Genomic DNA, 26,666 nt, shown 5'->3' with positions numbered 1-26,666 from the left:
GTCACCACCGCCTGGACGTATTTGTGCATATTTTCTGCCGTGGAGCATCCTCGCCTGCCGAACCTCAATGATGGCCGGAATACCAGTTAGCAGTTGGTACAGGGCACACAGTTCGCGTTGACCGTCCGAGCTTGAGCAATAAGGCGTCGGCTGAAATCCCACAATTTTTGTCCTTGCGCGGGATCGCTTGTGTGCCGTCCCGGCTGAAGTCTTTTGAAGTGCTTGATGTGGAGAAACAATGCACCGGTTTCGCCCTCAAATTTCGGACCGAGCAGAAGGTGCAACGCGGAAGCGGCAATCTGTTTTGGCGACCTAGACAAGAATGGGTCGAGCAGCGGCACCAACAACTTCATCCACAGTGGGAATTGCCGCCGGATTCCGGTGCGTACAACACCGACTTTGAGGCCGGTGACAGTGACGTGCGATGACGAGTGGGCCGCCGCTATTCGGCGTGATAGTTCAAGGACGAACTCGTCGTTCGCCTCGCAGAACTGCGACACGACGCGTAGGATACCAAATCGCTTCGTCAGATTGACGTCTTCGTATTGGATCTTGCCGTTTTGCGCGGCGCCTCCAATGACCAGGATCCTGGAGACGTCATCGCTGTCCCCGCTAGCAACGAGACACGGAAGCAGGGCCTCGGTCAAAGCGAAGCGGCTCAGATAGTTGAGGGCGAAATTCGTCTCAATTCCTTCCGCTGTCCGTGTGTACCGGCCGCACATGACGCCCGCGCAAAGTACCAAATAGTGCAGTCGTGGCCAACGTGCTGAGACCTGTGCTGCAAGCGCATCGACATTCGACATGAGGCTAAGGTCAGCCTGCAGAAACTCGACGTGGCAGTCACCGGACGCAGCTTGCAATTCGTTGGCGACGGCGGTGCCCTTTTCGCCAATGCTCCCAATGATGATGACGTCCACGCCCGCTTTGGCCAGGACCAACGCGATCGCCTTGCCGATGCCGTCGGTGCCGCCAGTCACCAGCGCGATCCGCCTTCCGCTGGCCGATCCGTCGACTTTGACGGGCTTCACGTCTTTGCCATCGTGTTGGCGCGCCGCCGCTTCTCCATCGCCACGCCCAGGAGCGAAACGACCAGAATCCCAGCTTCAGGTATCAAAAGATGCGCGCTTTGGCTGAAGGTGGAGTCCTGTGCCGCGCCATAGACCCTCACTACAAAGATCACTGCTGTTACTATGGCGATGGATGACAGCGCGGCAAGCAACCAACGCGACGAAAACAGACAGAACACCAGGATCAACGCGAATCCCAGCGGAAAACCGCCGAACCCCGCGCGGGTGTTTGTGAAGCCAAGGCCCGGTTCGATGGCGATGCCCGAAGTCGCGGCGGCCTGCTGCGGATCGAAGACGAACTTGAGACTGATCATGGTGAAGAGGGCGGCTACCGCCAGGATGATGAGGCGGCTCAGCCAAGGCGAAAGCGTCCAAAGAATTCTCATGCCACGCTCCGAGAAACGGCTTTCGCGGAAGTGCTAGGTTTGGGCTGCTCGACGCGTAGGCCAACCAGCTCGGCACTCAAATGCCAGAGCCGCGCTGCAATCTCGGCGTCATGAGTTACAGGTTTGGTTCGCCTGATTCGTTGCCGCAGGAAGAACCGGCCAGAGACGTCCGCTACCTCGGGTGAGGACGCCAGATAAATCAAGGTGCGGGCTCCCTTTTCGCGACTCGGAAACAGTTTCTTCGCTAGGCGGGGAAAAAGACCGGCGAGGCCGGACATGCCGTCTCCGAACCCAGTGTTGGTCGGCCCTGGGCTAAAGCAATTGACGGTAACCCCGGAGTCCTGGAGTTGCTTCGCCAAGTCCATGGAAAAAATGATGTTCTCGAGTTTCGAGCGGAAATAAGCGTTCAAGAAGCTGTATCTCTTTTCGCCTTGAAGATTGCCGAAATCGAGCTTGGGCGGGTAAGATTCCGATGCGACGTTAATGATGCGACCGCCCCCCGTGCGTACAAGGTCGAGCACGAGATTAGTCAACAGGAACGGACCCAGAAAGTTGGTCGCAAACGTTCTCTCGATGCCGTCCGCGGTCAATTCACGACGGGCAAAAATGGCTCCAGCGTTATTGATCAGAACGTCGATGCTGTGGAAACGTCGACCAATTTCAGTGGCGAGAGCTCGAACTTCAGCTTGCGACGACATATCTGCAAGCAAGAGTTCCGGCACAGGTCCAGTGGCCTCCATCGCGACTTCGGTCTGAGCCTGGGCTCCACGCTCAGCGTTGCGGCAGACCATCAGAACCTGCGCGCCCATTTTTGCCAGTTCACGGGCAGTAACGAAACCGATGCCGCTGTTGGCGCCAGTGATAAGCACGATTTTTCCATGCATGGCATCATCCCATCGAGTGAGTGGATCTGCGTACATATTGAGGAGATCGTTGTCCTGGTTCATGATCGTTTCGATTCTTGCTTTGGCGATATGGGACCGAAGCCTTCGATCTCCTTGGGAACGCCGTTCGGTATATGAACGAGGATGAGCCCGCCGATGGCCAGGTCAGCCATGATCAGAAAGGCCAGCATCCAGTGCAGAACGACCAGCACGGGATGGTAGCGAGAGACCTGCTGCGTGCTCATGTTAATTCCCCGGGAACGGCGCGATCGGCCAACACTGAACACTCCAGCGCAGCCATCGATGCCTTGCCAGACTTCATTGGGGCTATTCCTTTGGTCGACGTTTAAGGGCACCGGTCAGTTCTTAGGGCCGTCACAAACTCCCGCAGCGCCTCGCCGATCTGATGGGGCGAGTCTTCCTGAAGGAAATGTCGACCGTTCACGATGACTTCCTGCTGGTTCCGCCAAGTCCGACAGAAGTCGCGGGCGAGGCCATTGACCGAAAGGATGGCGCCGGGGTCGCCGGCGATGAAGAGCTTGGGAAGCGGGCTTTGGGAGAGCCAGGTCCCATAAGCTTCGACAATGGCGGTGACGTCCGCCGGCTCGCCGTCAATGGGAATCTCCCGCGGCCAGATCAAGGTCGGCAGGCGCGCCTCCCTTTCGGTGAAAGGCGCGCGATAGGAGGCCATTTCCTCCTCGCCCAGGGTACGGAGTATCGCGCTTGGCAGCACCCTCTCGACGAAGACGTTCTGGTCGAGGATCAGCTGCTCTCCCTGGGGCGAGCGGAGCGAGCGGAAGATGCCGCCGGCTTCGCCGAAGTGCGCCCAATGCATCGGCTGGACGATGGCCTCCATATATACGATCGCCTTCACCTGTTCTGGAAAGCGGAAGGCGCGATGGAAGCCCAAAGCAGAGCCCCAGTCATGTAGGACCAGAGTGACGTTTCTGGTCAAATCGAGGGCATCGAACCAAGCATCCAGATAGCGCGCATGATCGACGAACCGATACGACCTGGCCGGCGATTTTCCCGAACGGCCCATGCCGACCAAGTCGGGCGCGAGACAACGGCTGAACGGGCTGACATACGGGATGATGTTGCGCCAGAGATACGAGGAGGTTGGGTTTCCGTGCAGGAATACCACTGGATCGCCGACGCCGGTGTCGACGTAGCTGATCTCGCTATCGAGGACGCTGGCGCGCTGGCGTGGATGGGGATCGGCCGCGCTGATCACTTTGCTGGTCACGCAGGTGGTTCCTTTCAAGTGGGATCGATTGCGGCGCAGACGTCGCAGGACGCCGCGTGGTCGAACTGTCGCTCATTGGTCGCCAGCAGTGCCTTGGCCTTGGCCAGGATCATCGACGCCTGCGGGCGCACGCGGAAGTCACTCGTTTGCTCGAGCAAGAGAACGCGACCATCTCGGTCAATAAGTATCGTCGTGGGAATCGCGAGATCACGAAACGGGCCGCGTTTAGGTGAGAATTTGCGGAACTCGACTCTGTATTGCCGATGAACGACGAGTTCGGGATCTGCCAGCAAAGTGATGTCCCAATTCTGCTTCTGCTTGAAAGGCCGCAACTCGTCGACACGGTCGGAACTCAGTGCCACAAGCTTGATGCCGAGCGCGGCGAACTCCTTCGCGGAATCGTCGAGCTGTTTCAGTTCGGCGATGCAGTAGGGGCACCAGTACCCCCTGAAGAACTTGATCAACACGGGCTCTCCGCGCAGATTTGAAAGATGGAACGGCATGCCTTCGGCATCGATTGCCGAGAAATCTGGCGCGAGAGCGCCGACGCTCACTGCGGGCTGCAGGCTCGGCAATCCGCTGGTGGAAGTTCCCAACAGGAACAACGCAGCCGGCACGATCGCAAGCGCGCCGAGGACATAGCCGACGATCCCGGGCTGCAGAAAGAAAGCGCTTATGGCGAGCAGCAATGCGAGTACCATCAGGGCCTGTTGCCGCCGCGGGAGCAGAGTCGCCTGGTTGCTCTGCATCTTCGGGTAATAGCTCGCGATCGTGCCGGCGCCTGTCGCAAGCGAGAGGCTGGCAAGTATCAATCCGATGGTCATGTCATCCACTCCTTGGTATGGGTCGAAACGCGGCGTGCGCCGCCGGCGCCAGCTCAACAGTTGATCGTCGTCTTCTATGAAGCCTTCAGCGCGAGGCTGGCTTGCGAGCGAAAGTCGCAGTCGCGCATGGAGTCGAGCGCCTCCCCACGTCTTGCGTAGAGCTGCCAGACGAACAGCACGCAGCTCACCACCACCATCGGGACGAAATAGACCAGGACCAGCCAGGTGACGCCGCTCGCTGCGCCCATCAGATGCTCGCGCAGGCCGCCTTGGATGTTGGTGATCGTGTCGTAGACGGTCTCCAGCGCGAGCAACCAGGCGAGCGGGATGGCAAAACGCGCGCGATATCGGAGCAGCGCGATCGCCGCGAACGCAATCACCGCGCCGGCGACGTCACCGATCACTATCTCCAGGGCGCCGCTGTCCGAGATTGGAAAACCGTCATGCTGCGCGGAGAACACCTGCAGCGCCACATAGCGGAATACATGCACCCAAAGCAGCGCGCCAAGCGCGTCGGCACGGGAGCGGCTCTTGAGCCAGGGCACCACGTACCAGCGCGCGGCGGCGGCGAACACGATCAGGCTCAAAAGCTGGGCGCCTGCTTGGGCGGGCATCATGTAGGTCATCGGTCAAACTCCTGCATGAGGGCGGCCGAGGGTGGCTGCGGTGGCGTTCGTCTTCAGGGCGCGACGTCCGAAGGACATACGCCGCAGCAACCCATCCCTGAGCATCCGGCTGTGAAAGAGCGCGGCGGCGACGTGGAGGGCGATCAGAGCCATAAGGAGACGTGAAAACGCGTAATGAACCATCCGCACGGGGAAGCCCCAGAAGTCGGGGGGCAGGGAGCCGTGGCCGCCGAAGACAATGCCGAACAACCCGGCCTGCACAGCCATAAAGAGGCCACTGCCGGCCATCCCAAAAACAGCGACGTACAACATCCGGTGCGAGGCCCAGGCAATGCGATCGAGGAGCGGATTGCCTGCCGTCGCGGGCGCCGGATGTCGGGTCCGCGTCCGCACGAAGAGGCGGATGAGCATAAGGATCAGAATGAGGAGGCCGCCGCTCATATGGCTACGCAGCGCCTCGAGCTTCATCGGGTCGGTATTGGGGATATTGACCATCACCAGAGCGCCAAGCGCCAGTGCCGCAATGATCAGCAGGGCCAGCACCCAATGAAGCGCGACGAGTAACGGGTGGTAGCGCGAAACCTGATCCATCTCGTTTCTCCTTCGAAGAACGCGGCGCTGATCCGTTCGGTTGATGGTCCCAATTCTGCAGGTCCGGTCAGTGCTCGCTTGCTTCGGAGGAGTTAGGGTCTTACCATTTGTTCGACAATCCGGCATGATCCGTATGCCCTATTCGGAATTCCCGACTAATGCGAAAGCTAGGCTTTGCCGAAATGAATGCCTTCGTGGCGGTGGCCGAGCGCCTGAGCTTTGCCAAGGCGGCGCGTCAGCTCGGCGTCTCGCGCTCGACATTCAGCGAGACCATTCGGGCGCTCGAGGAAAAGCTCGGTGTGCGCTTGCTCAACCGCACCACACGCAGTGTCGCTCTGACGGAGGTCGGCGAGCGCCTGCTGGCCGAGTTGCGCCCGGCTCTTGAAAGTTTTGAGGCGGCGGTCGAGTCGATCAATGTCTTCCGCGACAAGCCGGCGGGGCACCTGCGTCTCACGGTGCCGCGGCCCGCCGCGAAGCAGGTCATAGAGCCGATCCTCGCGACATTTCTAACAGCGAATCCGGCCATCACTTTGGAAGTCGTCATCGAGAGCGCGCTCACGGACATCGTGCGCGACCGCTTCGATGCGGGCATCCGGCCTGGTCATCGCGTCGAGCAGGATATGATCGCGGTGCGTGTCGGCGAGGATGCGCGGGCGACAATCGTCGCGTCGCCGGACTATTTGACAAGGCATCCTAGACCGAAGGTCCCGGGAGACCTTCAGGAGCACAATTGTTTCCGTCAGCGTTTTGCGAGCGGAGTGATCCACCGGTGGGATTTCGAGAAGCGTGGCAAGAGTCTGGAGGTGATCGTCACAGGCTCCCTGATCACCAGCGAGAGTGATCTTGCTATTCGCGCCGCTCTGGATGGCGTGGGAATCGCTCGCGTGCCAGCCATTTATGCCGAGCCGCATGTAACATGTAAGCGGCTAGTTCCACTGCTGGAAGATTGGACGCCACGCTCGGTTGGTTTTTTCCTCTACTATCCAAGCCGGCGCCAGATGCCCGCCGCGCTGCAAGCATTTATCAACGTGTTGAAGACTCAGGCGCGCTGACAGCAAAAAACCGCTGCGCTGACCATCCTCAGCATCGACATCTTTTCAAAATGCCAGGCTGTGATCGCAAGATTGTTGTAGGCAGCGGGATCGGCGGACTAGGATCGCACGCCGTTCAGCAGCTCCTGCGGATAGCCTGCGTCGAAGCTTGGCGTGAACCTCTGCCAGCCTGCATCTTGCCGCGCTCGGCGTCCGCGTTCGGCATGGAATTGCCCTGCAGGCCAAGCTGGGATCAGCCCATTGTCACGTTTCAGCCTCCTGGCGTGTCTTGTTGTGCAAGGCGCCTCAGTGGAGATTTGTATGAACGCGACACGGACAACCGAGAAATCAAGTTCCTATGACGTTGTCATCTTGGGAGCTGGCTATGCCGGTCTAATGGCCGCGCTAAGGCTTAGCCGACGAAAATGGCCATTGCGCATCGCCCTCGTAAGCGCGCAGGATCAGTTCCTGGAACGAGTGAGGCTGCAGGAGAGCATCGTGGCCGCAGTGGCGCCACGCATCGCATCGATCTCGGCATTCGTCGCGGGAACCACAATCGAATTCATCTGTGGCAACGTCACCTCGCTCGACCCGGACCTGAGGCACGTTCAGATCCAAACCGACACTCAAATGCGCGAAATCGTGTTCGATCAGGCCATCTTTGCTCTGGGCTCAAACATCGACGTGGAGGATGTTCCGGGCGCAGCCGAGAACGCCTATCGCCTTGAGGCCGGCAACGGCCCACATTCCGCGGCGGCGCTGCGGTCGACACTACGCGTGAATGCTGACCGACCCATGCACGTCATCACTGTCGGTGGCGCCGAGACAGCAATCGAAGTCGCAGGCGAAATCAAGACCGCATGGCCGGGCGTCAAAATGACCATGGTCTGCCGATCCCGATGCGGGGCGTCCAGAGGACCTCGTGTTGAAAGGGCCGTGCGAGCCGAGCTCATCCGCCTGGGTGTTGAATTGATCGATGGCGAGACTGTCATTGAGGTCGGGCCCGCAGAGGTCGTAACCAATAGAGGTCGATCCCTTGCCTGCGACATTTGTGTCTGGTCGGGCGGACTGCGCTCTGCCCCAGTCGCCCGCGGTGCCGGTTTGGCGACTGATCCGCAAGACCGAATCTGGGTGGACGCCAATTTGCGGTCGGTTTCTCACCCGCATATCCTGGCTGTCGGCGACGCGGTCCATCCTATCGCTCCGACTGGCGCACCTTACCGATTGTCGGCATTCAGCGCATTGGTGTCAGGGGCTTACGCCGCGGACGCTATTTTGGCGAATAGGGCAAAGCGGCGCATTCGGCCATTTAGTTTCTCTACCTTTGGCCAAGGCATCGCCATTGGCCGCAGCGGCGTGGGCTTCTTCAGCTATCCTGATGACCGGCAAGCCTTGTTCATCGTCAAAGGTCAAACGGCACGCCAAATCCGCAATTTCTTCGTGTGGCTCGTAAGCTATGTGCTCACACTCGAGCGTAGAATGCCGGGCTCGTTCTTTTGGCCGGGGCGCCGGAGAGTGTCATGGGATCAAGCAAACGACGCGCTACAAAAAGCCGAGACGGCAAAGAAGCTTCAGATAGCGTGAGCATTGACCGCGCCTTCGTTGAGCTTCGTCCCTCCATGTTCGCCCTTGCCTATCGGATTACTGGCAATCGGGCCGACGCCGAGGAGATTGTGCAGGACGCCTTCGTGCGCCTGCAGAAATCCACGCCAAAAGATGCGGTACGCTCGCACAAGGCCTACCTCGCGACGATTACCGCGCGGCTCAGCTTCAATCGCCTACGCGATCAACGTGCGCGCCGCGAAACCTATGTCGGCGAGTGGCTGCCTGAGCCGTTGCTCACCGCGGATGAACCTGGCATTGGCACCGAAGACGTATCGTTTGCCTTGATGGCCGTGCTAGAGCGCCTGTCCCCGCTGGAGCGCGTCGTGTTTGTGTTGCGTAACGCGTTCGATTTTAGCTTCGAAGAGATTATGCCGGTGGCTCGTCGCGATGCCGTCACTTGTCGCAAGATCTTCAGCCGCGCCCGCGCCCGTGTCCTCGAAGAGCGGCCGCGCTTTACAATCGACCGCGACCGGCACCATGCGCTGTTGAAAAGCTTCACGGAAGCCGCGCTCGACGGCAACACGGCAAAGCTGGTTTCGCTCCTCGATGAATCTGTTGTGCTGCATGGCGATGGCGGCGGCAAGGCGCTAGCCCTCAAGAGGCCCGTCGTCGGGGCAGAGGCCGTCGCTCAGTTCATTTTCGCGGTGACGCGGACCCTGCCGACTGGCGTGAGCGTGGATGAGATTGACCTAAACCGCGCGCCAGCTCTGGTCATATCGTCGAGTGGACACCCCGTCGTCGCCATCCTGATTGATACAGATGGGGAGAGAATCCGCTCGGTCTTTGCGGTCGCGAACCCCGACAAGCTCGACGCACTCGCGCTGGCCAAGTCGTAGTCTTCGGGTGGGCGGAAGCGGTCGGGTTATGGCCCGTAGGCGGAACGATATGCAATCCGAGGCAGACAGAATATTAAGCATCTGATTTTGTTGAAGTTTTTACTCGTATTGGTTTTACGCTCTTGAACTCGAACCCCTCTGGGTTTTTACGGAATCCACCCCAGGCACCAAGACGGCGCGGGAAGACCTTGTAGCAGATCAAAAGGTGACCGCGGCTCAAACTTAGTGCCCATGACCATAATACAATTGGGCCTCGTATGTGGCTGTTGTCTTGTTGATTTGGTATCGATAACATGCCTTTGCGTGAAGTTGATTCCAGTAGGTGGTTCATGAGCGATGCCGGACGCCGCAGAGACCGTGTGCCCGAGCGTCTAGGGCTTTCCTTGGGCAAACCGCAGCCGGCCGATGGAGCGGCATGATGGCCAAGGCAGCCGCATCGAGACCGGGCGAAAGCCACACGCCGACGATGGTCGACGTGGCGCTGCGGGCCGGTGTGTCGACCATGACGGTGTCGCGCGCCTTGAAGGAAGGCAGCCGCGTTTCCAAGGCAACGCGCGAAAAGATCATGACCGCGGTCAACGACCTCGGCTACGTGCTCGACCAATCGGCCGGGAGCCTGTCCTCGCGCAAGACGGGGTTCGTCGCTGCGATCGTGCCCTCGATCAACAATTCCAACTTCGCCGATACGGCGCGCGGGATCACGGACGAGCTTGAAAGCACGGGGCTACAGCTCTTGCTCGGCTACACCGACTATACGGTCGAGAAGGAAGAACAGCTGATCGAGGCGATGCTGCGCCGGCGGCCGGAAGGCATCATCCTGACCGGCGGCGCTCATACCGATCGCGCCCGCCGCCTTCTGAAAAGCGCCGGCATTCCCGTGGTCGAAACCTGGGAGTTGCCGGCAAAGCCGATCGATCAGGTGGTCGGGTTCTCCAACGAAGAGGCGATGGGTCTGCTGGTCAAGACGCTCGCAAAAAGGGGCTACCGGAAGTTCGGTTACATCGGCGGTACGACCTCGCGCGACACGCGCGGCAGCCAGCGGCGCGAAGGCTTCGTCAGGGCCATTGACGAACTCGGCCTGCCGACCGGCCGCCTCGTTTCCTTCGGCGTGCCGCCCATCTCCATCGAGCAAGGCGGCCAGGCCGTCGTCAGCATGCTGGAACGCTGGCCGGACACGCAAGCCGTGCTTTGCGTCTCGGATCTTTCGGCCTTCGGCGCGCTGATGGAATGCAAGCGCCGGGGTATGCGAGTGCCGCAGGACATCGCCATTGCCGGTTTTGGCGACTATGAAGTCGCCGCCTTCTGCCATCCCGGTATCACCACCGTGAATGTCGACTGCTATGGCATCGGGCAACAGGCTGCCCGAAGATTGATCCAGGTGATCCGTGGCGACGAGAAACGACACGGCCAGGAAATCGTCCTCACCGGCTATCGCGTCGTCGAGCGCGAAAGCACCTGACGTTGCGGTGTCGGTCAGAACGCGATCTGGACCTTCATCGATTTGTTGCGGTCGCCGGCGATCTCGAAAGCCGCGACCGCCTGGTCGAGAGGATAGACGCCCGTCAGTAGCGGTTTGACATCCACCCGACGGCGATTGATCAGGTCGACGGCGAGCGCGAACTCCTCGTGGAAACGGAAAGTGCCGCGCATCTCAATCTCCTTGGCGACGATCAGGTTCTGCGGGATCGACAGATCGCCGCCGAGACCGAGCTGCATGAGCACGCCGCGAGGCTTCAGGACATCAAGTCCCGCACGTACCGCGCGTTCGTTGCCCGAGGCCTCGAACATCACGTCGAAGCTGCCCTTGTCGACATTGTAGGTGGCTAGCTGTTCGCTGTTCGTCGCGACATTGATGGTGCGGTCGGCTCCGATCTCCAGGGCCTTTGCCAACACGCCGTCCATGACATCGGTGGCGACGATTTCGCGCGCGCCATGCGCCCGCGCGGCGAGAATGCAGAGCGCGCCGATCGGCCCGCAGCCGGTGACCAGAACGCGCTTGCCAAGCAGCGAGCCGGCGCGGTTCATGGCATGCAGCGTCACCGCAAAGGGCTCGGCGAAAGCGGCTTCGTTGATGGAGACATGGTCGGCTATTCTATGGCACTGCCACGCCTCGGCGACCAGGCGCTGGCGGAAGGCCCCCTGGATGTGCGGCATCGGCATGGCGCTGCCGTAGAAGCGCATGCTGAGGCACTGGTTCTGCATGCCTTGCAGACAATAGCGGCAGGCATTGCAGGGACGGCTGGGCGAGATGGCGACACGGTCACCGATGGCCAGCGCAGAAACGCCGCCGCCGATGGCCTCTACCGTGCCGGCAACTTCGTGGCCGAGGATCATCGGCTCGCGCAGGCGGATCGCGCCGAAGCCGCCATGATTGTAGTAGTGCAGGTCCGATCCGCAAATGCCGCCGGCTTCGACGGCTATCTCCACCTGTCCGGCGCCAAGCACACCCGGATCGGTCTCCTCGATCCTCAAATCTTTGGCGGCGTGGATGACGATCGACTTCATGATGTGATCCTGTCTCAGACGACCGGTGTCAGCAAGGTCCGGCCACCGAAATGGGCCGCGAGATTGTCGCGAACGAGTTGACCCATGGCCTTGCGGGTCTCCACCGTGCCGCTGCCATGGTGGGGTTGCAGCACGACGTTGGAAAGCTTTCCGAAGCGCTCGTCGATCGTCGGCTCGTTCCAGAACACGTCGAGCCCCGCGCCCTTGATCGCACCGGATTCCAGCGCGGCGAGCAGCGAGGTCTCGTCGACGGTGCTGCCCCGCGCGATGTTGATCAGGATGCCGTCCGGCCCGAGCGCTGCCAGAACCTCTGCATTGACAATGTTCCTGGTGCTTTCGCCACCGGCCAGCGTCACCATCAGGAACTCGCTCCGACGTGCCAGCTCGACCAGATCACCGATGAAGTCGTAAGGCAGCTCGTGGTGTTTGCGGGTGCCGAAATAGGCGATCTCGCAGTCGAACGCAGCCGCGCGCCGGGCCACCGCCTTGCCGATGCGGCCCATGCCGACAATGCCCAGCCTCTTCCCATAAACGCGCGTGACCAGCGGCATGTTGGCCTTGCACCAGTTTCCATCGCGCACATAGGCATCGGCCTGCGGAATCTGGCGCGCCACGGCGAGCAGCAGCCCGATGCCGATATCGGCCACATCCTCGGTCAGCACATCAGGCGTGTTGGTGACACGGATGCTTTTTTCCCTCGCATAGGCAAGGTCGATGGCGTCGGTGCCCATGCCGTAGCAGGAGACGATTTCGAGCTTCGGCAGTTTCGCCATCAGCGCAGCGCTGGCGCCAAGCTCGCCGCGCGTCGCGATGGCGCGGATGGCATCGGAATGGCTTGATATCAGCGCGTCCTTGTCCTGCGCCTGCCAAAGCTTGTGGACGCGATATTTCGCTTCGAGATCTGCCATGTCCCAGTCCGGATAGGGGCCGGTCATCAATATGTCGGTCACGGCATCGTCTCCCGCGCAACTGTATTTTTCTATTGACTATGTTATCGATAACATTCATGTCAATAGGCACTGGCGGCCGCGCGGTGGAAATCGTATCCCGCTTCAGGGATATTCCTCGGGAGGAGCACTTGAGCAGTTCGTTGTTCGATTTGACCGGCATGCGGGCGCTGGTCACAGGGTCGGGGCAGGGCATCGGCCTGGCCTTGGCGGAGGGGCTGGCGCAGCACGGCGCCGAAATCGTGATTAACGGCCGCAGCCCCGAAAAAGTCAAAACGGCTGCGCATGCGCTGACGGCGAAGGGATACAAGGTCGATAGCGCCGTCTTTGACGTCACCGATCATGCGGCGGTGGCGAATGGCGTTGCCGAGATCGAGGCGACCATCGGCGCCATCGACATCCTTATCAACAATGCCGGCATGCAGTTCCGCATGCCGCTCGAAGATTTTCCCGCCGACAAATGGGACGAATTGCTGCGCACCAACATCTCCAGCGTGTTCTTTGTCGGTCAAGCGGCGGCGCGGCACATGATCCCTCGGCGGCGCGGCAAGATCATCAACATCGCTTCGGTGCAGAGCGAGCTGGCACGGACCAACATTGCGCCCTATACGGCCACGAAAGGCGCGGTGCGCAACCTGACGCGCGGCATGTGCGCCGACTGGGCCAAGCATGGCTTGCAGATCAATTCCATCGCGCCGGGCTACTTCAAGACGCCGCTCAACCAGGCGCTGGTCGACAATCCCGAATTTTCAGCCTGGCTGACCAACCGCACGCCAGCGGGGCGCTGGGGCGACGTCGGCGAACTGGTCGGCGCGGCAGTGTTCCTGGCCGGACCGGCCTCATCCTTTGTCAATGGACACACGCTCTATGTCGACGGTGGCATCACGACCTGTCTTTGAACCCGCGCTCATCGTCGTGATGGGCGTCAGCGGCTGCGGCAAGACCAAGGTCGGCGTCGAGATCGCCGCGCGGCTTGGCGTTGCCTTTGTCGAAGGCGATACGCTGCATCCGCGCGGCAATGTCGAAAAGATGTCGGCGGGCATCCCGCTTGCCGACGACGATCGCTGGCCCTGGCTGGATCTGGTCGGCGCAGCCTTGCGCCAGGCCGGTGAAGAGGGCCGCGGGCTCGTCGTCAGCTGTTCGGCGCTGAAGCAATCCTATCGCGATCGGCTTCGCCATGCGGCGGGCGGGCCGCTATTTTTCATATTCCTGGAGGGGGCGCGCTCGCTGCTGCAAGCCAGGCTCGCCGCGCGCCGCGACCACTTCTTCCCGCCGGCGCTGCTCGACAGCCAGTTCGTCGCGCTGGAACATCCTGGTGACGAAAAGCTGGTGGTCACAGTGGACATCGACGCTCCGGTCGACAGCATTGCCGATGCGGGGCTGGAGGGCCTGGGCGCCTTCGCGATCGCCCCCGCCAGGATCAAGGAAAGAGGCTCGTTGAGATGACGCAAGCTGCAAAAATCGCCGTTGTCGGCGCCGGCATCATGGGATCGGCGATCGCCACCCGCCTGATCGAGGCCAAGCAGGCGGTGGCGGTGTTCGATCTGGACAAGGCCAAGGTTGCTGCCCTGACCGCGAAGGGTGCGGCTGCCGCTGCGTCGGTCGCCGAGGCAGTGCGAGCGACCGACTTCGTCATCCTCAGCCTAAACCATGCCGATATCGTGCGTTCGGTCGTGTTCGGCGATGCCGGTGTCGCGGCTGCGGCATCGCCCGCAAAGCTGCTCATCGACATGTCGTCGATTGACCCGGCCGACACCGCCGAGATGGCGAAGAAGCTCTCGGCCGAGACCGGCATGAAATGGCTCGACTGCCCGCTGTCGGGCGGCGTTCCCGGTGCGCTGGCCGGTCGGCTGACCGTCATGGCCGGCGGCGAGGCGGCGGACTTCGAACACGCCCGTACCGTCATGCAGCATCTGTGCGCCAACTACACGTTGATGGGGCCGAGTGGGGCAGGGCAGACCACCAAGCTGATCAACCAGCTGTTCTGCGCGGTGCTGTTCCAGGCCGTCGCCGAGGCCGTCAAACTGGCTGAAGCCGGCGGCGTCGATCCGAAGGCAATCCCAGCGGCGCTGAAGGGGGGGCGGGCCGATTCCAGCATCATGCAGGAGTTCATGGCAAAGTTCGCCACCCGCGATTTTTCAGCCACCGGCCGCATCGACAACATGTTGAAGGATCTGGATTCGCTGCAGGCCTTTGCCCTGAAGACAAAGACGCCGATGCCGATGACAGGGCAAGTGGTCGAGATCCACCGCTTGCTCTGCGCCGCCGGCCTGGGGGCCAGGGATTCGGCCGAAATGATGCGCCTGCTCGACGGCAAGACCGGCTAAGTGGAGAACCCTGATTTTGTCGCTTGACGCTCAGAAATGTTATCGATAACATCGTTTGGCGATCTCGGGAGGAACGCTTTGTGGCTGAAGAAAAACTGATCGAGTTCAAGTCGATTACCAAGGAGTTCGGCGGCACCCGCGCGCTCTTCGACGTGACGCTCGATCTGCACAAGGGCGAGATCCTGGCACTGCTCGGCGAGAATGGCGCCGGCAAGTCGACGCTGATCAAGACGCTTGCCGGCATCTACCGGCCCGATGGCGGCCAGATCCTGTTTCGTGGTGAGCCCTATCATCATCGTCCGCCGCGGCCGAACCAGCGGCAGTCCGTCGCCTTCATTCACCAGGATCTCGGCCTGATCGAATGGATGACGGTCGGCGAAAATGTCGGTCTCGCCCAGGGATTTTCGCTGCGCTCGGGTCTCATCGACTGGCGTTCCACCGAGAAGCGGGCGCACGAGGCCCTGAAACTGGTCGGTTGCGATTTCGATCCGACGACGCGTGTCCAGGATCTGACCCGCACCGAAAAGTCGCTGGTCGCCATCGCCCGCGCCCTGGCCACCGAGGCCGATGTTCTGGTGCTCGACGAGCCGACGGCCAGTCTTCCCGCCGACGAGGTCGACCGCCTGTTCGACGCCATCCGCCCGCTCAAGCAGCGCGGCGTCGGCATGATCTACGTCTCGCATCGCCTCGACGAGATTTTCCGCATCGCAGACCGCGTCGCGGTGCTGCGCGACGGCAGGTTGGTCGGCCAGGAGGAGGTCGCCGACACCAGGCCGGACGACTTGGTCGAGATGATTGTCGGCCGTCCAGTCAGCCAGGTTTTCAGCAAGGCTCAAACGCAGGCCGGCGAGACGGTGTGCGCTGTCCGCGACCTGATCTGCGCCGGTGCCGGCCCGGTGTCGTTCGACGTGCGCAAGGGCGAGTTGCTCGGGCTAGTCGGCCTGCGCGGCGCCGGGCAAGAACTGGTCGGCCGGGCGCTGTTTGGCTGCCAGGCCTTTTCCGGCTCGGTGACCATTGATGGCGTTACGCCCGATCTGTCGAGCCCGATCGCGGCAATGTCGGCCGGCGTTGGCCTCATCGCACGCGACCGGACCGAGGAATCCATCGCGGCTTCCTTGTCGATCCGCGAAAACAGTTTTCTCAATCCCGGCGCCGGCAAGCGCGGCCTGTTTTCTTTTCTCGCGCCTCACAAGGAGGCCGCGCTGGCGCAAGTGATCGGTAGCTCGGTCGGGCTGCGCCCCAACGATCCGAACCTGCCAATCGAGGCTTTGTCGGGGGGCAACCAGCAAAAGGTGGTCGTCGGCCGCTGGCTCCACACCGGCCGCACTTTGCTGATCGCCGAGGATCCGACGGCCGGCGTCGATGTCGGCGCCAAGGCCGAGATCTACCGACTGATCGGCCGTGCGCTCGAAGCCGGCCTCGCCGTCGTCGTGGTGTCGACTGATTTCGAGGAGATTGCCCACGTCTGCCATCGCGCATTGGTGTTTTCGCGCGGACAGATCGTGCGCGAACTCACCGGCGACAACCTGACCACATCCGCCGTGATCACCGCGGCATCGGCTTCCGAAGCCGCCTGATTTTTCTGGGAGCGAACCCATGCAATCGATCGAATCCAGCGCACTCGAACCGACCCGCGGCGAAATGGCGGGCTTGTCGTTGGGGCAGAAAATCATCCGGCTGCTGCCGGTCTACGGGCTGGTGATCCTGACGGCGCTGCTGATCCTATTGTTTTCGATCCTGCTGCCGAGCACCTTTCCAACGCTGCTCAATTTGCGCTCGATCGTCTCCGACAAGGCGATCATCGCACTGCTGTCGCTGGCGGCGATGATCCCAATGGCGTCCGGTCGCATCGATCTCACCGTCGGCTACGGCATCGTGCTGTGGCACATCCTCGCCATCAGCCTGCAGACCATGTTCGGCGTTCCGTGGCCGCTGGCGGTGATCATCGTGCTGCTTCTCGGTGCTGTGACCGGCTTCCTCAACGGCCTGCTGGTCGAAGTTGCCCGCATCGACTCGTTCATCGCCACGCTCGGCACCGGCACCGTGCTCTACGCGCTGGCGCTATGGCACACTGGCGGCAGGCAAGTGGTTGGCGTGCTGCCGAACGGGTTCTACGCGCTCAACGGCACGATGGTGTTCGGGCTGCCGATCACCGGCCTCTATGTTTTGGCGATCGCCGTCGCGCTGTGGATCATCCTCGAATATCTGCCGATCGGCCGCTACGTCTATGCCATCGGCGCCAATCCGAAGGCCGCGGCGCTGAACGGCATACCGGTGCGCCGCTTCGTCATCGGCGCCTTCATCTCGTCGGGTTTCCTGACGGCCCTGACAGGCGTGCTGCTCGCCTCCAAGCTGCGCATCGGCCAGGCCAGCGTCGGGCTGGAATATCTGCTGCCGGCATTGGTCGGCGCCTTTCTCGGCTCGACCACCATCAAGCCCGGACGCGTCAATGTCTGGGGCACGATGACCGGTGTTATTATCCTCGCGGTCGGCATTTCCGGCATCCAGCAGTTTGGCGGCTCGTTCTTCGTCGAACCGCTGTTCAACGGTGTGACGCTGCTCGTCGCCATCGGCATTGCCGGCTACGCCCAGCGCAAGCGCGGCGCGGCGCACAGGACCAGCACGGCAACGCAGTCCTCGAAGTGACCAGCCGAACCCATCCGGGAATAATGGAATGAGCGACTACGAGATTCTGGACGATCGTTTCCGAAAGCTGACGATCGGGCATGCCAAGCTCGAACGGCTGTGGACCGGTAGCCGCTGGGCGGAGGGACCGGTCTATGTTCCCGCGGCAAAGCATTTGCTGTGGTCGGATATCCCCAACGACCGGCTGCTGCGCTACGACGAAAGCGACGGCTCGGTCAGTGTCTTCGAAACCCATTGCAACAACCAGAACGGTCACACGCTCGATGGCGAGGGCCGCGTCGTCGCCTGCGAACATCGCGGCCGGCGGGTCTCCCGGCTTGAGCATGACGGGCGCTGGCAGCCGCTTGTCGAGGCCACCGATGGCAAGCGGTTCAATTCGCCGAACGATGTGGTGGTCAAATCTGATGGGACGATCTGGTTCACCGACCCGGTCTACGGCATCGACAGCCATTATGAAGGCATGATTGCCCGACCGGAGATCGGCGCGTCCCATGTCTACCGCTTCCACGAAGCAACCGGCGAGGTGGGTGCGGTCATCACCGATCTGGTGCAGCCGAACGGGCTGGCTTTTTCGCCCGACGAGAGCATCCTCTATGTGTCGGATACCGGCGCAAGCCATGTTCAGGGCCTGCCGCGGGCTATCAAGACCTATGACGTTGCCGCGGGCGGCCGTTCGCTGCGGTTGCGTGGCACCTTGGCCGAATGCGAGGCAGGATTCTTCGACGGATTTCGCGTCGATCGCGATGGCAACATCTGGGCCTCCAGCGCCGATGCGGTTCGCGTATACGCGCCGGACGGGCAGCTGATCGGTCGCATCCTGGTTCCCGAAATCGTCTCCAATTTATGCTTCGGCGGTCCGAAGCGCAACCGCCTCTACATCACCGCCCAGACGTCGCTTTATTCCATCTATGTCAACGCGCATCCAGCCGGTTTGGGCCCGATGGCTGGGCCGATCAGCCAGTGACCTGGCGCCCGAAGTCGAGTCCCGGAAGACCAGCCAATTTTTTGAACCAAGGGAGGTACCAACATGCAACGCAGAACATTCCTGAAATCATCCGTCGCCTTGATGGCCATTACCATCGCTGCTCCAGTCCTGTTCGCGGGCCATGCACGGGCAGACGCGATGGCCGACGCCATGGCGGTGGTGGGAAAATATGCCCAGAAAGTAACCGCCTGGGACGGCCCGACCACCGGCCCAAAGGCACAGCCTGGCAAGACGATCGTCGTGCTCGCCGGTGACCTCAAGAACGGCGGCATTCTGGGCGTCACCACCGGCGTCGAGGAAGCCGCCAAGGCGATCGGCTGGGAGGTCAAGGTGATCGACGGCGCCGGCTCGATCGGCGGCCGCACCGCCGCCTTCGGTCAGGCGATGGCGCTGAAGCCGAATGGCATCGTCATCAACGGTTTCGACGCTGTCGAGCAGGCGCCGGCGCTGGAACAGGCGAAGGCTGCCGGCATCCCGCTGGTTTCCTGGCATGCCGGACCGGTGATCGGACCCGACGAAAAGAGCGGCGTCTTCGCCAATGTCTCGACCGACGCCATGCAGGTCTCCACGGCGGCGGCCGACTGGGCCTACGCCGATGCCAAGGGCAAGCCTGGCGTCGTCATCTTCACCGATTCGACCTACGCCATCGCCATCGCAAAGGCTGACAAGATGAAGGCGGAGATCGAGCGGCTGGGCGGCAAGGTGCTCGAATATGTCGACACGCCGATCGCCGAGACCTCGCAACGCATGCCGCAGCTCACCACCTCGCTGCTGCAGAAATACGGTGATGCCTGGACGCATTCGCTGGCGATCAACGACCTCTATTTCGACTTCATGGGACCTTCGCTAGCCGCTGCCGGCAAGGCCGGTACCGACGCACCGATCAATGTCGCCGCCGGCGACGGCTCGGAATCGGCCTATCAGCGCATCCGCGCCGGCCAGTTTCAGAAAGTGACGGTCGCCGAACCGCTCAACCTGCAGGGCTGGCAATTGGTCGACGAACTGAACCGCGCCATCGCTGGTGAGAAATGGTCGGGTTATCTGTCGCCGCTGCATGTGGTGACGGCCGACAATGTCGAGTTCGACGGCGGTCCGAAGAATGCGTTCGACCCCGAGAATGGCTACCGCGACCAGTACAAGAAGATCTGGGGCAAATAAGCACGCACGCAGGCGGGCGCATCACCCGATGCGCCCGCAAAGCCGACAGACATCTCAAGCGTACAAAGTCAGGACAGCCTCGCTATGATCATTCGCTACGCCCTCTTCGAAGGTGAAATCCATCCCGGACAAGAGAGTGAATTCCGGCGCTTCGTCAGGGACCGGCTGGTGCCGCTGTGGACACAGTTTCCCGGAGCCGAAGAAGTGCGCGTTCTCGACGGTACGGCGCGCGACGAAGGTGCGCCCGCCTACGCGATGGCGCTCGCCATTCGCTATCCCGACATGGACACCTGCAACCGGGCGCTTCAATCCGACGTAAGATTTCAAAGTCGGGAGGTGACCGGTGAACTGCTGAAGATGTTCACTGGCCGCGTGCATCACCATGTTTTCGAGGCAAATGAGTACGCAACGGCCTGATTGGAATCTTGATTGGCAACGCTCTCAATTGCTGCGATCGGCGAATGCCGGTATCGGTGGTTGCGTGTCCCCGCAACCACTTTCATCATAAATCAATTACCGTCCCGGTCTAACCGGGGCGGTTTTTTGCGTTTTGCGATGGGGATGCAACCGCCGCAGCGTGCCTGAAGGCGCATCACCGCCTCGTCAAGTCGCGCGAAATGGGAGCGCGAGCAAGCTAGGGCGCCTAGGCGCGACGTAACGCGCCTTTAGGGGTAAGCCAAGGTTTTTATTGGTCGGTTGCCGGCTTCTTGAGTTCAGGTAGGTAGGGTAGGACGGCCCGATGCCGGAAAAGGCAGCTATGCGCCTCAAGCACGAACCCGCTGCGCGGGAGGGGCGCCTCGTTCTGAGATGGCGCGGTATTGATAGGCCTTGAGCGGGTAGAGGCCGCGATCTGACCATGGAGTTCCCTTCAACGAGAGGAACTTGCCATGGATACTCTGTCGATCGATGCACCGATCACGCCGCTTCGCCAGCGCATGCAGCAGGATATGCTCATGCGGGGCCTGGGCCCCCATACCCAGCAGGACTACGTTCGTCACGTCCGGCGCTTCGCAGCCTTCCTCCGACGCTCTCCCGATACTGCGACGCCCGAGGACATCCGTCGCTTCCAGTTGTACCAGCATGAGAGCGGCGTGGGCCCCGCCACGATCAACGGCGCGGTCTCGGCGCTGCGATTCCTGTTCACGGTGACGCTGAAGCGGCGCGATCTGGCGCGTGCGCTGGTGGTCACCCGGTATCCGCGCAAGCCGCCCGAGGTGCTGAGCGTTGAGGAAGCGGCGCGGCTGCTCGAAGCAGCACCTGGCATCAAGTACAAGGCCGCGCTCGGTGTTGCCTATGGCGCGGGCCTGCGCGTGTCCGAGGTCGCGCACCTCAAGGTGGATGATATCGACAGCACACGCATGCTGATCCGCATCGAACAGGGCAAGGGACGCAGGGACCGCAACGCCATGCTCTCGCCGCAACTCTTGGAACTGCTGCGACTGTGGTGGCGCGAAGGCAAGCGGCGCGGGGTGATGCTTCCGCATGGTTGGTTGTTCCCGGGACGCAGTTGCATCGCGCCGATCTCATCGCGGCAACTGCATCGCGCGGTCCAGGAAGCAGCCGAAGTCGCCGGCATCCGCAAGCGCGTCAGCCCGCACACGCTGCGTCACAGCTTCGCCACCCACCTGCTTGAGCAGGATGTCGACATCCGCGTCACCCAGGTCCTGCTCGGGCACAGCAAGCTCGATACCACCGCGCTCTACACCAAGGTCTCGACCCGGACGATCCACGCGGTCGCAGGGCCGCTCGACCGGCTGATGGCGCTGATGGAGGATAAGTCGCCTCCCGGCTGAACCGGTGCGCGCGGACCTGGAGGCTGCCGACATTTTCCGTGCTACTGGGCCCGCCTACCGGGCCACCCACGCAGGGCACGATTCACCAGCTGATCAGGGGCGATTTGCGCAGCCACGTATCCGTAGTGAGTTCCTGAACGACGAAATCCGCGACATCGGCTCGGGCGATCGTCCCGCCATGTACGCCTGACAGGTCGGTCAACGCCTTGATGCCACCGCGCGCCGGCTTGTCGTTGAGCACCATCGGCCGAACGATGGTCCAATCGAGCGCGCTGCCACGGATTGCATCTTCCTGGCGATCCTTGTCTTCGTAAACCTTCCGCAGCATGAGGGGCAGGAGGAGTCTGTCAAAGAAAAAACCGCCATGGCCGCGGCTGTCGCCGGCGCCGAGGCCAGTGATGCACACCAGACGACGGATGTTCTGCCGCTCCATGACCCCGACCAGCGCGCGTGTCGCGATCGAAAGCAGGGTCACCTCGCGGAACGGGCTCATGGCGGTGCCCAATGAACTGACGACGGCATCACAACCCGCGATGGCCCTGGTTAGCGCTGCGGCATCGCGGGCGTCGCCTTCGATGAGCTCGGCGCCGGCGAGGTCCCCGGCCTTTGCCTTGGAGCGGACGAGGGCAACGACGTTGTGCCCCTCAGCGATGGCTTTGCTGACAATCAGCCGACCGGTTGCGCCCGTGGCGCCCAATACAAGAATTTTCATCTCAAGCCTCCGAAGGTGTGCTGATGGACGGGGAAGCATCGATGAGCCGCTGGCGGAGGAAGTCACAGATGGCGTCTACCGACTGCTCTGCCGCGAGAAAGCGGCCGAGGGAAGATTGGAAGACATGCGGCATGCCCTCCCACACCGACAACGTGACCTCCGCGCCTGCCGCCCTCGCACGGTCGGCGTAGCGGACAGAGTCCGCGAGCAGCACTTCGTGGTCTCCGACATCGATGCGGATCGGCGGCAGGCCGTTGAGTTCCGCATGGAGCGGCGAGGCCTTGGGGTTCGTGGCATCCTGGCCTTGAAGATACATGTCCGCGAAGCCCTGCAGTACGCCGCGCGTGAAGATCGGATCCGCCTCCGCCCTGGTCTCGAAGCTGTCGCCGGTGAGCGCAAGATCGGTCCAGGGCGACATCGCCGCCGCTCCGACTGGTTGCACCAAGCCCTTGGTCTTGTCAGAGGCGAGAATCGAGAGCAGCGAGAGCGTCAAACCACCGCCGGCGGAGTCGCCGACGACCCCGATCCGATCGGCCCCCTCCGCAACGAGACCGCGATAGGCGGCGACGGCATCATCGATCGCCGCCGGGAAGGGGTGTTCGGGCGCGAGCCGGTAGTCTGGGACAAAAGTATCGGCGCCAACGCGTGTGGCGATCTGGCCCGCGAAGTTGGTGAGCGCCTCGGCTGAGCCGAGCACATAGCCACCACCATGAAGATAGAGCATGCTTGCGCCCGGTCGTGCATTGGGCAGTCGAAGCCAGAAGCCGGCGATGCCGCCGACCGTCGCCACTTCAATCCGCACATCCGCGGCGGCGGGCGTGGCGGCAAACATGGCGTCGAACATCGGCCGTGCCTCGGGCCCGAGCTTTTCACCTTTGTGGGCCGAGGCGGCCTGTCGCATCGCGGCCACCGCTGGAGCATCTTCAGGCGAGAGGGGTTGGATCGTCATCATGGCAGGTCTCCTTGGTTGGGGGGTAAGTGCGGGTTCAGCCGTTTGCCCACTGGGCGGCGGCATCCCTGGCAAAAGCGGCATAGGAGCGGGGCGCGTGGCCGAGCAGTTTGGTCAAGCGCTCGATGTCGTCAGCGGTCGCCACCGCGCCTTCCGTCTGATAGCGGCTGAACATCAGGCGCAGGTCGAGCGAATGCCAGGCTGGCAGCATGGTCTTCGTGCGCTGTTCCATGACGACGAGATCGTCGCCGCCATGGCGGATCGCGCGGCCGAGGGCCTCGCTCCAGATGGTGGCGATACCGTCGCCGGTCAGGCTGTCCGGGCCGATCAGGGCGTAGGTCTCGCGGCCGAGCGGCGCTGCTGCCTGCTCACGGCGAACCAGCTCGATCGCGGCGGCTTCGCCGATGTCGCGGATATCGACCATCGAGACGCCCTTCCTGCCGATCGGCGAGCCATAGACGCCGGTCTTCAGAAGTCCGTCCTTCTGACGGAGATCGTTCTGGATGAAGTAGGCGGGCCGCAGGATCGTCGCGGGCAGGTCGAGCGCCTCGATCATGCGCTCGACCGTGTACTTCCCCGCAAAATGCGGCACGTCGGCATAGCCGTCGCCGCCGAACACCGACAGATAGACGATGCCCTTGACGCCGGCCTCGCGGGCGACCGTCAGGGTCAGCATGGCCTGTGTCAATTCATCGGCGACGTTCGGGGCCAGCAGGAACAGAGTGCTGACGCCTTGCAGCGCCGCGCGGACCGAATCCGGATCAGCGAGGTCACCGCGGACCGCGGTCACGCCCGAGGGCAGTTGCGCTGTTTCAGGAGAGCGCGTCAGGGCGCGAACCTCGACGTTGCGCCCCTGCAGGTGGGCCAGGACCTGGGAGCCGATCGTCCCGGTGCTGCCGGTTACCAAAATAGCCATTGTGAAAACTCCTTGAGTGTTTGTGCGTGTCGAGAGAAAGATAAACGTTCCAATCATGAGCAGGAGATGGCATGTTCGGAACAACTCGTCTCAATATTGGAACACGTTATGGATCTCGAGGCCTTGGCGGACTTCAATCTCGTTGCCGCCCACGGCGGTTTCGGCAGAGCCGGTCGCATCTCCGGCCGATCCAAGGCGACATTGTCGCGCCATGTGAGCGAACTCGAACATAGCCTTGGCGTGCGGCTGATCGAGCGTGGATCCCAAAGTCTGCGACTGACTGACGAAGGGCGAGCGCTTCACGAGCGCACCGACGGATTGCTGGCGGAAATTGCGGAGGCGGGAGAGGCGATTGTCTTGGGTGCGTCGACCCCGAGAGGCAGGCTGCGGGTGAGCGCTCCGATGGTTTTCGCGCATGTGGCGCTTCCCAGGATCGGCGCCCGCTTCGCGCTCGCCTATCCGGAGGTCAAGCTTGAGATCGTTGCCGAGGATCGCAAGGTCGATCCGGTCGAGGATGGCTACGACCTTGTTATCCGGATCGATCCTTCACCGGATGAACGGCTCATCGGTCGCCGTTTTCTCGATGACGAGCGCCTGATCGTTGCCTCACCGGACATGCCGCGCCCTCAGCCGGCGCCGGGCGGCGGAGCGAGCGCCGTAAAGGCGGTCTTGCTGAGCGCGACTTCGCTGAACGTTGTTTGGCGCATGAAATCCGACCTTGAGGACGAAGTCCTTTTCAAGCCCGAGCCGATCCTGCGCTTCTCTTCTCTGCTGATGGTGCGCGATGCCGTTCTGGCAGGTGTGGGCGCGGCATTGCTTCCGAAACTCCTTGTCGAAGGCGATATCGAGGCGGGCCGGCTCGTTTGCTGGGGAACTCATACCGGTCCGTCTGTGGAAATCTGGGCGCTCCAAAGCTCGCGACGTCTTGTCGGTGCGAAGGTTCGCGCTTTCCTGGATGTGATGGAGAGGTCGTTTCCTAGCAAAGTTTTTGTTCCTGACCCCTGAAGTGGCCTTTCCTCTCGGCCATCAGGGTTGGGGAAGGAGGACTGTCGGTGGCAATCCCCTTCAACGCACGCGTTGCCTGTATCTCAGGAGCGGCGCGGATGGCGTCTATCCTGCAATAACGGTGAACCCAGGCTAGCAAGGACGGCAAGGAACGCGTTGTGCCGCAGGCATGGGACGAATTCGCCGGTGCGTGGCTGAAGGGCTTCGATGGCGAGCCGCTTGCCGGCGGCAAGGACCAGCCCGTCAGCGATCAGATGGAAGCGGAAGTCGATGAAGCCTCGATCGGCTCAACACTCGTCGTCTCGGATGAGTGATCACCAGTTGCCGCCATCCAAAAGGCTGTCGCCAGTCAACTTACGACGCTGCCCTCCACTCCGGCCGGCTAGCGCTTGCGCCGCTTGGTTTGGAAGTGCTGGAGTTCCTGGCGATGATAAAGACCAAGATTCCAAAACCGGCGGCCATTGCAAGGATTATGGCTGTAACTCTGCAAATGGGGGCGTAACGGCGCGCCCGGCGATAATGCCGATCAGCAACGTCAAAACCGGCTTGACGGAACATTAGTCCTCCCGAAACATTCCGTGCTGTGGCAGGGGGTAGTGCCGCATTCTCCTGCTTTGGATGATAGCCCCGATTGGTCCGCGCTCTCCGCCAGAGGCGCGGGCTTTTTACAGGAGACGAAATGGCTACGCTAATCGCAGACATGTTCGCTGGTGTTTGGGCGGCATGCGTTGTTGCTGCGATTTGGTACGTTAGGACGAGGCCTGTCCCGCCGCCTGTCAGCGAGACCGAAGAGGATCGCGAACTGCGGGAGTGGCTGGACGGTCAGTTTTAAGCCAAAACAGGCCGACCTTAGCCGCCTCGGCCTTCGCCTGTTGCCCTGCATAGGCCCCCTGGCTGTAGCGGGGCCAATCCAAGGCCTGACCGTGCTCGACCATCCACGATGCCACGCTGGCGCCGTCGGCGCGCCTGCAATCGCCCACGAAGCGGTCGTAACGATCCCAGGAGACAAAAGCGCACTGCACGGGCTTGGAGGTCGCAAGGAAGTTGTCGAGCGCCTCGGCCGGGCGTCGACCGCAAGGATATTCGAACCCCTTGGCGTCATCGCAATACCGCCTGCTCTCGGGCGCGTCGATGCCGTTAAAGCGGATGTGCTGCCCATGGATCTCGATCGTGTCACCGTCGATGACTGAGGCGACGCCGGCGATCGGAGCAGGCGTCGGGCCGATCCATTGAGAGACACCGATTTCGGGAATGCTGTCGCGGTGTTGCATAACCCACTGCGATTATCGAGGCGGCCACTGAGCTCGACTTTGTACGTTTTTGGTCAGGTCCATGTCCAGAAGAGGCTGTTGGTTGCGATGTGGCTGAGCGCCTGATCGAGGGGCAGGCTGCAGCCTCCCATATCGTCGATGTCTTCCCATTTTCGCCGGTGTGACCAGTAGGCGATTTTGACCTCATCGCCTCTGCCGATCGGCTTGAGACGGGCGATCGGCACCTCGGTTGCCAGCAGGTACAGGTGGTAGGCACCTTTGTCCTTGTACCAGCCAACGCCGCCGCCATTGGCCTGGTCGAACGCTTCGATGCGCAGGGCTATGTCGTCCTTTTCCATTGTGCAGTCATAGCTGCC

The 26,666-nt window shown here is 62.0% G+C and carries 30 protein-coding genes; 15 read left to right on the top strand and 15 right to left on the bottom strand.

The features are described 5' to 3' along the window. Positions 1 to 86 precede the first annotated feature (86 nt). The 8 genes from BLS48_RS06890 to BLS48_RS06855 form a co-directional block, all read right to left on the bottom strand. Entirely contained in the window at positions 87 to 1,028 is a 942-nt protein-coding gene (locus tag BLS48_RS06890; RefSeq protein ID WP_091576284.1) for an SDR family NAD(P)-dependent oxidoreductase, read from the bottom strand. Beyond that, the gene (locus BLS48_RS06885; RefSeq protein WP_091576283.1) at positions 1,025 to 1,453 is read right to left on the bottom strand and encodes a hypothetical protein; all 429 of its coding nucleotides are present in this window, start codon (positions 1,451 to 1,453) and stop codon (positions 1,025 to 1,027) included. Before BLS48_RS06885 ends, BLS48_RS06890 begins: the two co-directional genes overlap by 4 nt. Then, the gene (locus BLS48_RS06880; RefSeq protein ID WP_091576282.1) at positions 1,450 to 2,400 is read right to left on the bottom strand and encodes an SDR family oxidoreductase; all 951 of its coding nucleotides are present in this window, start codon (positions 2,398 to 2,400) and stop codon (positions 1,450 to 1,452) included. The genes BLS48_RS06885 and BLS48_RS06880 overlap by 4 nt, the downstream gene beginning before the upstream one ends. Next, positions 2,397 to 2,582 (bottom strand): hypothetical protein, encoded by a 186-nt coding sequence (locus BLS48_RS06875; protein ID WP_091576281.1) that lies wholly within the window; start codon positions 2,580 to 2,582, stop codon positions 2,397 to 2,399. The genes BLS48_RS06880 and BLS48_RS06875 overlap by 4 nt, the downstream gene beginning before the upstream one ends. A gap of 101 nt (positions 2,583 to 2,683) precedes the next feature. Further along, positions 2,684 to 3,583, bottom strand: coding sequence for a haloalkane dehalogenase (locus BLS48_RS06870; protein WP_244529532.1), 900 nt, complete (start codon positions 3,581 to 3,583; stop codon positions 2,684 to 2,686). 14 nt (positions 3,584 to 3,597) lie between these two features. Continuing rightward, positions 3,598 to 4,407, bottom strand: coding sequence for a peroxiredoxin family protein (locus BLS48_RS06865; RefSeq protein WP_091576280.1), 810 nt, complete (start codon positions 4,405 to 4,407; stop codon positions 3,598 to 3,600). Between the two features lie 74 nt (positions 4,408 to 4,481). Next, entirely contained in the window at positions 4,482 to 5,033 is a 552-nt protein-coding gene (locus BLS48_RS06860) for a hypothetical protein (protein ID WP_091576279.1), read from the bottom strand. A 3-nt stretch (positions 5,034 to 5,036) separates the two neighbouring features. Then, the gene (locus BLS48_RS06855) at positions 5,037 to 5,624 is read right to left on the bottom strand and encodes a cytochrome b (protein ID WP_091576278.1); all 588 of its coding nucleotides are present in this window, start codon (positions 5,622 to 5,624) and stop codon (positions 5,037 to 5,039) included. Positions 5,625 to 5,806: 182 nt separating this feature from the next. On the opposite strand from BLS48_RS06855, the gene BLS48_RS06850 reads away from it, so the two are divergent. The 4 genes from BLS48_RS06850 to BLS48_RS06835 all read left to right on the top strand — a co-directional run bounded on the left by BLS48_RS06850 (position 5,807) and on the right by BLS48_RS06835 (position 10,555). Next, the gene (locus tag BLS48_RS06850) at positions 5,807 to 6,676 is read left to right on the top strand and encodes a LysR family transcriptional regulator (RefSeq protein WP_244529531.1); all 870 of its coding nucleotides are present in this window, start codon (positions 5,807 to 5,809) and stop codon (positions 6,674 to 6,676) included. Positions 6,677 to 6,976: 300 nt separating this feature from the next. Then, positions 6,977 to 8,239, top strand: a complete 1,263-nt coding sequence (locus BLS48_RS06845) for an NAD(P)/FAD-dependent oxidoreductase (protein WP_091576276.1) — start codon at positions 6,977 to 6,979, stop codon at positions 8,237 to 8,239. Further along, positions 8,236 to 9,096, top strand: coding sequence for an RNA polymerase sigma factor SigJ (gene sigJ, locus BLS48_RS06840; protein WP_167364980.1), 861 nt, complete (start codon positions 8,236 to 8,238; stop codon positions 9,094 to 9,096). Before BLS48_RS06845 ends, sigJ begins: the two co-directional genes overlap by 4 nt. A gap of 415 nt (positions 9,097 to 9,511) precedes the next feature. Further along, complete coding sequence (locus BLS48_RS06835; RefSeq protein ID WP_091576274.1) at positions 9,512 to 10,555, top strand: LacI family DNA-binding transcriptional regulator; 1,044 nt, start codon at positions 9,512 to 9,514, stop codon at positions 10,553 to 10,555. A gap of 14 nt (positions 10,556 to 10,569) precedes the next feature. Here BLS48_RS06835 and BLS48_RS06830 read toward each other — a convergent pair whose 3' ends face one another. Beyond that, positions 10,570 to 11,601: an L-idonate 5-dehydrogenase gene (locus BLS48_RS06830; RefSeq protein WP_091576273.1), complete on the bottom strand. Its 1,032-nt coding sequence runs from the start codon at positions 11,599 to 11,601 to the stop codon at positions 10,570 to 10,572. 14 nt (positions 11,602 to 11,615) lie between these two features. Continuing rightward, positions 11,616 to 12,536 (bottom strand): 2-hydroxyacid dehydrogenase, encoded by a 921-nt coding sequence (locus BLS48_RS06825; protein WP_091576272.1) that lies wholly within the window; start codon positions 12,534 to 12,536, stop codon positions 11,616 to 11,618. Positions 12,537 to 12,709: 173 nt separating this feature from the next. Between BLS48_RS06825 and BLS48_RS06820 the strand changes: the two genes are divergently transcribed. The 9 genes from BLS48_RS06820 to BLS48_RS06780 all read left to right on the top strand — a co-directional run bounded on the left by BLS48_RS06820 (position 12,710) and on the right by BLS48_RS06780 (position 21,457). Next, a complete protein-coding gene (locus BLS48_RS06820; protein ID WP_244529543.1) occupies positions 12,710 to 13,447 on the top strand; it encodes an SDR family oxidoreductase in 738 nt (245 codons plus the stop codon). Then, positions 13,416 to 13,994: a gluconokinase gene (locus BLS48_RS06815; protein WP_091576270.1), complete on the top strand. Its 579-nt coding sequence runs from the start codon at positions 13,416 to 13,418 to the stop codon at positions 13,992 to 13,994. The genes BLS48_RS06820 and BLS48_RS06815 overlap by 32 nt, the downstream gene beginning before the upstream one ends. Continuing rightward, positions 13,991 to 14,875: an NAD(P)-dependent oxidoreductase gene (locus BLS48_RS06810; protein ID WP_091576269.1), complete on the top strand. Its 885-nt coding sequence runs from the start codon at positions 13,991 to 13,993 to the stop codon at positions 14,873 to 14,875. Before BLS48_RS06815 ends, BLS48_RS06810 begins: the two co-directional genes overlap by 4 nt. A gap of 80 nt (positions 14,876 to 14,955) precedes the next feature. Then, positions 14,956 to 16,452 carry a sugar ABC transporter ATP-binding protein gene (locus tag BLS48_RS06805; RefSeq protein WP_091576268.1) on the top strand — a complete coding sequence of 499 codons (1,497 nt, stop codon included), beginning with the start codon at positions 14,956 to 14,958 and terminating at the stop codon, positions 16,450 to 16,452. Between the two features lie 19 nt (positions 16,453 to 16,471). After that, positions 16,472 to 17,521, top strand: coding sequence for an ABC transporter permease (locus BLS48_RS06800; RefSeq protein ID WP_091576267.1), 1,050 nt, complete (start codon positions 16,472 to 16,474; stop codon positions 17,519 to 17,521). Between the two features lie 28 nt (positions 17,522 to 17,549). Continuing rightward, the gene (locus BLS48_RS06795) at positions 17,550 to 18,485 is read left to right on the top strand and encodes an SMP-30/gluconolactonase/LRE family protein (protein ID WP_091576266.1); all 936 of its coding nucleotides are present in this window, start codon (positions 17,550 to 17,552) and stop codon (positions 18,483 to 18,485) included. Positions 18,486 to 18,548: 63 nt separating this feature from the next. Continuing rightward, positions 18,549 to 19,664 carry an ABC transporter substrate-binding protein gene (locus tag BLS48_RS06790; RefSeq protein WP_091576265.1) on the top strand — a complete coding sequence of 372 codons (1,116 nt, stop codon included), beginning with the start codon at positions 18,549 to 18,551 and terminating at the stop codon, positions 19,662 to 19,664. An 84-nt stretch (positions 19,665 to 19,748) separates the two neighbouring features. Then, positions 19,749 to 20,081: a hypothetical protein gene (locus BLS48_RS06785; RefSeq protein WP_091576264.1), complete on the top strand. Its 333-nt coding sequence runs from the start codon at positions 19,749 to 19,751 to the stop codon at positions 20,079 to 20,081. A 470-nt stretch (positions 20,082 to 20,551) separates the two neighbouring features. Beyond that, positions 20,552 to 21,457: a tyrosine-type recombinase/integrase gene (locus BLS48_RS06780; protein ID WP_091576263.1), complete on the top strand. Its 906-nt coding sequence runs from the start codon at positions 20,552 to 20,554 to the stop codon at positions 21,455 to 21,457. Between the two features lie 82 nt (positions 21,458 to 21,539). On the opposite strand, the gene BLS48_RS06775 is transcribed toward BLS48_RS06780, so the two are convergent. The 3 genes from BLS48_RS06775 to BLS48_RS06765 are packed head-to-tail and all read right to left on the bottom strand — an operon-like array spanning position 21,540 to position 24,034. After that, positions 21,540 to 22,169, bottom strand: a complete 630-nt coding sequence (locus BLS48_RS06775; RefSeq protein WP_091576262.1) for an SDR family oxidoreductase — start codon at positions 22,167 to 22,169, stop codon at positions 21,540 to 21,542. A 1-nt stretch (position 22,170) separates the two neighbouring features. Continuing rightward, on the bottom strand, positions 22,171 to 23,121 hold the full coding sequence (locus BLS48_RS06770; RefSeq protein ID WP_091576261.1) for an alpha/beta hydrolase: 951 nt from the start codon (positions 23,119 to 23,121) through the stop codon (positions 22,171 to 22,173). 34 nt (positions 23,122 to 23,155) lie between these two features. Further along, complete coding sequence (locus BLS48_RS06765; RefSeq protein WP_091576260.1) at positions 23,156 to 24,034, bottom strand: NmrA/HSCARG family protein; 879 nt, start codon at positions 24,032 to 24,034, stop codon at positions 23,156 to 23,158. A gap of 108 nt (positions 24,035 to 24,142) precedes the next feature. Here BLS48_RS06765 and BLS48_RS06760 point away from each other — a divergent pair, with 108 nt between their 5' ends. Both BLS48_RS06760 and BLS48_RS06755 read left to right on the top strand, forming a co-directional pair. Beyond that, positions 24,143 to 25,039: a LysR family transcriptional regulator gene (locus tag BLS48_RS06760; RefSeq protein ID WP_091576259.1), complete on the top strand. Its 897-nt coding sequence runs from the start codon at positions 24,143 to 24,145 to the stop codon at positions 25,037 to 25,039. Positions 25,040 to 25,197: 158 nt separating this feature from the next. Further along, entirely contained in the window at positions 25,198 to 25,353 is a 156-nt protein-coding gene (locus BLS48_RS06755) for a hypothetical protein (protein ID WP_244529530.1), read from the top strand. A gap of 462 nt (positions 25,354 to 25,815) precedes the next feature. Here BLS48_RS06755 and BLS48_RS06750 read toward each other — a convergent pair whose 3' ends face one another. Next, positions 25,816 to 26,310, bottom strand: a complete 495-nt coding sequence (locus BLS48_RS06750; protein ID WP_091576258.1) for a thermonuclease family protein — start codon at positions 26,308 to 26,310, stop codon at positions 25,816 to 25,818. Between the two features lie 53 nt (positions 26,311 to 26,363). Next, positions 26,364 to 26,666: hypothetical protein (locus BLS48_RS06745; protein ID WP_091576257.1), on the bottom strand; the 303-nt coding region annotated here is incomplete at its 5' end.

Source organism: Mesorhizobium qingshengii (assembly GCF_900103325.1).
Taxonomy (GTDB): Bacteria; Pseudomonadota; Alphaproteobacteria; order Rhizobiales; family Rhizobiaceae; genus Mesorhizobium; species Mesorhizobium qingshengii.
Note: the sequence above shows the minus strand (reverse complement) of the source record. Positions and strands in the feature narration are given on the sequence as shown.